The sequence below is a fragment of the Azospirillum doebereinerae genome, from assembly GCF_003989665.1.
GTDB lineage: Bacteria > Pseudomonadota > Alphaproteobacteria > Azospirillales > Azospirillaceae > Azospirillum > Azospirillum doebereinerae.
The window spans coordinates 1-233 of sequence record NZ_RZIJ01000109.1; the positions used below are offsets into that span (position 1 = coordinate 1).

Here is a 233-nt window from a genome sequence, read left to right on the forward strand (position 1 = left end):
AAACGGTGAAAACCTCACCGCCGCCTGCGCATCCCTTCTCACAACACGGTATAAACTTGTCAAACATCCCGCAGCGCTGAAGCTGCCGCCTTTGTCTCTGGCGAACCGTTCATTTTGGTCCGCCGTTTGTCTTGACCTTTATTTAGTCGATCCGGCTTTTCGTGTCAAGCTTCTTTTTCAGAGGCTCTTTTCTACTTCACCGCGTCTTCCAAATCCCGCGCTTCGTTGCCGGC

General features: G+C 52.4%; 1 protein-coding gene. It reads left to right on the plus strand.

The features are described from left to right. On the plus strand, positions 1-233 hold a 233-nt coding region (locus tag EJ913_RS32290; RefSeq protein WP_211099092.1), incomplete at both ends, for a hypothetical protein.